General features: G+C 62.5%; 3 protein-coding genes. All 3 read left to right on the forward strand.

The features are described from left to right. The coding region (locus H3V53_RS42575; protein WP_336602951.1) for a phosphoribosyltransferase at positions 1-428 on the forward strand (428 nt) is incomplete at its 5' end. A 97-nt stretch (positions 429-525) separates the two neighbouring features. Beyond that, a complete protein-coding gene (locus H3V53_RS42580) occupies positions 526-1,848 on the forward strand; it encodes an erythromycin esterase family protein (protein ID WP_336602952.1) in 1,323 nt (440 codons plus the stop codon). Positions 1,849-1,906: 58 nt separating this feature from the next. Next, positions 1,907-3,055 (forward strand): hypothetical protein, encoded by a 1,149-nt coding sequence (locus H3V53_RS42585; protein ID WP_336602953.1) that lies wholly within the window; start codon positions 1,907-1,909, stop codon positions 3,053-3,055. The last annotated feature ends 45 nt before the right edge of the window (positions 3,056-3,100 follow it).

The raw sequence follows: 3,100 nt of genomic DNA on the forward strand, positions 1-3,100 counted from the left end.
TCGAGGAAGCCATCGAGCGTGAACGCATCGAGCTACATCGCCGCGAGCTGGCCTACCGGGGGGAGCAGCCGCCTGCCGGGGTCGAGGACAAAACCGTGATTGTCGTGGATGACGGCATGGCGACGGGATCAACGATGCACGCGGCGCTCAACGCATTGCGCAGACGGCACCCGAAGCAGATCGTTGTCGCTGTGCCCGTGTGCCCGGCGGGAGCCGAAGCCCCCTTTGAGTCGATAGCGGATGACTTCGTTTGCGTGATGCAGCCCGACTGGTTCATGGGTATCGGCCAGTTCTACGACGACTTCACCCAGACGAGCGACGCCGACGTGCGAACCTGCCTCGCCGCCGCGCAGGCCTGGCAACCGATCGCATCGGGCGGTGATGATGGCGGCGTTAGCCATGCTTCGGTGCAGGACGGTACGGCCTGATCCGGCACAGTTGCGCGTGTGTCGCGCGAGCCGCACCCTGTTCGCCTGACGCCCTTTCGCCGCGCGAGTCCCGTATTCCGCAGGGAGGAACCTCATCATGCAGCGATCCAAAACACCGTTTCTTGCCGTTCGCGCGCTTGGACAGCGTCTGACGGGAGATAACATGGACTACGATGCACTTCTGGAAATGGCGCGTGTCCGGGACCTGGTCCTGCTTGGCGAGGCCACCCACGGCACGGCTGAATTCTATCGCATGCGTGCGGAAATCACGCTGCGCCTGATCACCGAATGTGGCTTCGACACCGTCGCCATTGAAGGTGACTGGCCGGACGCATGGCGTGTCGACCGCTTCGTACAGGGCGAAGGGACCGACGACGCCTCGTCTGCACTCGATGACTTCGAGCGCTTCCCCGTCTGGATGTGGCGCAACCGGGAAGTGCGCGAGTTCATTGCGGCATTGCGCAGAATCAACGCGACGCGGCCACGGCAGAAGCGGGTGGGTTTTTATGGTCTCGATCTATACAGCCTCTACCGTTCCGCGGACGCGGTCATCCGGTATCTCGAGGGTGTGGACCCGGAAGAGGCCGCACTTGCGCGCAGGCGCTACGCGGCACTGGACCATGTGCGTGAGCCGCAGGCCTATGGCTACGCGGCGGCGCTTGGCGCCCGTCCTGCCGCTCAGGCTGGCGCGGTGCGGCAACTGCTCGAATTGCGTGCCGTCGAGTCTGACTATCTTGCGCACGACGGCACCGACGCGCTCGACGCACAGTTCTTCGCCGAGCAGAACGCGCAGGTGGTGGTCAACGCCGAAGCATACTACCGCGGGATGTTCAGCAGCCGGCTGAACACGTGGAATCTGCGTTACGCCCACATGGCCAGCATGCTATTCGCGCTGGCGCGCTACCGCGTGCGGCGTGGCGTCAGCAGCAAGGTGGTCGTCTGGGCGCACAACTCGCATCTTGGCGATGCCCGCGCAACGGAGTCGCGGCGCCGCGGGGAGTGGAACCTGGGCCAGATCGTGCGCGAGAACGCACACGATCGCGCGTTGCTGGTCGGATTCACGACGTATACCGGACATGTGTCGGCGGCCTCGCAATGGGACGGCGAGGTCGAGCAGAAATGGGTCCGTCCGGCGCTGGCCGATAGCTGGGAGCATCTGTTCCACACCACGGGCTATGACCGTTTCTTCCTGCCGATGCAGGACGACAGTTCCCGCGCGCTCGACGAACCCCTGCTCGAACGGGCGATTGGCGTGCTGTATCTGCCGCAGATGGAGCGGCAGAGTCACTATTTCGAAGCCTCGCTCGCGTCACAGTTCGACGCGCTCTTTCACCTCGATGAGACCAGCGCGCTCGAGCCACTCGAACCGGCGGCCGGCTGGCTCAGGCGTGAAGGAAGCGCCGAGACGCATTTTATGTAGGCAGTTAGACCGCGTATGGACGATGAACCGGCGACACGTTGAAGCACGGATGGCCGATATGCTGAAGACAACGCGTGTTGGCATTCGCAAGCGCAAACCCAGGCGTAAGCAATGCGCTGCAGCCGGCTTGTCGTCTGAGCAAAAGATCGGACGGCTGCGTGAGCGTGATGCGTGGCCTGACCGGACGCATCGCGTGGACGTGATCGAGACGCATCTGTCGTGGGTGTTTCTCACTGCGCGGCATGCCTGGAAGCTCAAGAAGCCCGGTCGCTACCCGGCGATCGATTTGCGCAGCATCGCTGCACGACGACGAAACTGCGAGACGGAGCTTCGTTTGAACCGCCGTTTGTCGCCGTCGGTCTATCTGCGTGTGGTGCCGCTGACGCTCTGCGGCAATGGCGTAATGCGCGTGGGTGGATCGGGAAAGGTGGTCGACTGGCTACTCAAGATGCGTCGATTGCCGGCCGGATTGATGCTTGACCGCATGCTCGCGCGCGGCGCGGTCAAGGACAACGATATCGTGAGGATTGTTCGAAGACTCAGCGCCTTCTATCGTTCGCTGCCTCGGTCGGGCCTGAGTGCATCCGCCTACCATCAGCACTTCGGGTTAGAGATTGCGCACAACGATACGGTGCTTGCCCGCATCATGCCCCGTCGATCCGCTGACGTGCGGCGACTGTGCAGCATACAGCGCGTGTTGCTGGCCGCACTTGCGGACCGCCTGGGATTGCGTGTCGCGGACGGTTGGATCAGGGAATGTCATGGCGATTTACGACCTGAGCATGTTTGCCTGACACGGCCCGTCGCGATCATCGATTGCCTTGAATTTTCAGAGCGGTTGCGGACTATCGATACCCTCGATGAGGTGGGCTTTCTCGCGCTCGAATGCGAGCGCCTGGGCGCCCCCAAGATCGGAGCCGTGCTTCTCGATACGTATGCCGAGTCGATGCACGATCCCGTCGATGAGGGCCTGCTGCATTTCTATCAAAGCATTCGCGCTACCGTTAGAGCGAAACTGGCTGCCGCACATCTGCTCGAACGCAAGATTGGACGTGTGAGGCACTGGCGCAGACGTACGCTGGCCTATTTCGAGTTAGGGGCGTCACACGCGCAACAGTGTGCGGCCGCGCTGCAAGCTGGCGCACAAGTGATAACGCCCGATCTTCCCTCCAATGGAGTGACAGGTGGCTCAATTCGATGTGTTTAACGGCGACGCTGACGGTATCTGCTCGCTGCATCAACTGAGGCTCAA

Source organism: Paraburkholderia bengalensis, from assembly GCF_037126505.1.
GTDB lineage: Bacteria > Pseudomonadota > Gammaproteobacteria > Burkholderiales > Burkholderiaceae > Paraburkholderia > Paraburkholderia bengalensis.

Excerpts from the sequence above, each read along its gene's own strand:
- H3V53_RS42580 (WP_336602952.1), top strand. The coding sequence starts at position 526 with ATGCAGCGATCCAAAACACCGTTTCTTGCCGTTCGCGCGCTTGGACAG.
- H3V53_RS42585 (WP_336602953.1), top strand. The coding sequence starts at position 1,907 with ATGCTGAAGACAACGCGTGTTGGCATTCGCAAGCGCAAACCCAGGCGT.